Source organism: Rubritalea tangerina, from assembly GCF_042683245.1.
GTDB classification, from domain to species: domain Bacteria; phylum Verrucomicrobiota; class Verrucomicrobiia; order Verrucomicrobiales; family Akkermansiaceae; genus Rubritalea; species Rubritalea tangerina.
Genome location: NZ_JBHUJB010000091.1, coordinates 1 through 1,766 on the forward strand (window position 1 = coordinate 1; position 1,766 = coordinate 1,766).

Sequence of the window (1,766 nt, forward strand, 5' to 3'; positions counted from 1 at the left end):
CTGCACTTACACCCCCAACCTATCAACGTGGTGGTCTTCCACGATCCTTCAGGGAAAATTAATCTCGGGAGAAGCTTGGCGCTTAGATGCTTTCAGCGCTTATCTCGACCGCACTTAGCTACCCTGCGATGCTCTTGACAGAACAACAGGAACACCAGAGGTGCGTCAAACTCGGTCCTCTCGTACTAGAGTTTGAACCCCACAATTTTCCTACGCCCACAGAGGATAGAGGACCGAACTGTCTCGCGACGTTCTGAACCCAGCTCGCGTGCCGCTTTAACCGGCGAACAGCCGGACCCTTGGGACCTTCTCCAGCCCCAGGATGCGACGAGCCGACATCGAGGTGCCAAACCGCGCCGTCGATATGAACTCTTGGGCGCGATCAGCCTGTTATCCCTAGGGTACCTTTTATCCGTTGAGCGACGGCAATTCCACTTTCTACCGCCGGATCACTAAGGCCTACTTTCGTATCTGCTCGACTTGTAGGTCTCACAGTTAGGCTGGCTTATGCCTTTGCACTCAACACGCAGTTGCCAACTGCGCTGAGCCAACCTTCGCGCTCCTCCGTTACTCTTTAGGAGGATACCGCCCCAGTAAAACTGACCGGCTGCCAGGGTCCCCCGGCCTGATTCAAGGCTCGAGGTTAGATCATCCAAAATTAAAGGGTGGTATCTCACTGATGACTCCAACGACCCCTAAAGGCCGCTTTCAACGTCTCCCACTTATGCTGAGCATTAAGATCGAATGAACACTAACAGCTTACAGTTAAGGTCCATAGGGTCTTTCCGTCCTTCTGCGGGTAGCCGGCATCTTCACCGGCGTTACAATTTCACTGAGCACCTAGTCGAGACAGCGCCCAACTCGTTGCACGATTCGTGCAGGTCGGAACTTACCCGACAAGGAATTTCGCTACCTTAGGACCGTTATAGTTACGGCCGACATTCACCAGGACTTGGGCTCGGAGCTTCGCCGCCATATAAATATGGGGCTAACACCTTACCGTAATCTTTTGGCATTGGTCACGTGTCACATCGTATACGTCGACTTTCGTCTTAGCACAATGCTGTGTTTTTGCTAAACAGTCGGTTGGGCCATTTCACTGCGGCCCCCCAGAAGGGGGCACTCCTTATCCCGAAGTTACGGAGCCATTTTGCCGAGTTCCTTGACTAGGTTTCACTCTTGCGCCTTGGTATACTCTACCCACCCACCTGTGTCGGTTTGCGGTACGGGGTGCGTTTAATCGGGTTGGCTTTTCTTGGCACAACGTCCAGTAATGCGAATCGACCGTAGTCTCATCTCGGAATTCAATAACCTAGTTACTTTCTATCATGCGTCCCCTTCCCTTTGCACGTGCAGGAATATTAACCTGCTTTCCATCGCCTACGCCCTTCGGCCTCGGCTTAGGTCCCGACTAACCCTGGGACGAAAAACGTTGCCCAGGAAACCTCGGGTTTACGGCGGAGCGGGATCTCACCGCTCTTATCGTTACTCATGTCTGCATACTCTCTTCTATAGTGTCCAGGTTCAGTCGCCATTCCCCTTCAACCTCTATAGAATGCTCCTCTACCACGCCCGGTCCCCGTAGGAACCGGACATCCAGAGCTTCGGTACTATACTTATCGCCAATCATTTTCGGCGCAGGATCTCTCGATGAGTAAGCTATTACGCACTTTTTAAATGGTGGCTGCTTCTAAGCCAACATCCTCACTGTCTATGAAATCCCACCTCCTTTCCACTTAGTATAGTTTAGGCACCTTAGCTGCTGG

At 52.3% G+C, this 1,766-nt stretch carries 1 rRNA gene; it reads right to left on the reverse strand.

Annotated elements, in window-relative coordinates:
- A 23S ribosomal RNA gene (locus ACFSW8_RS17770) occupies positions 1–1,766 on the reverse strand; the annotation flags it as partial.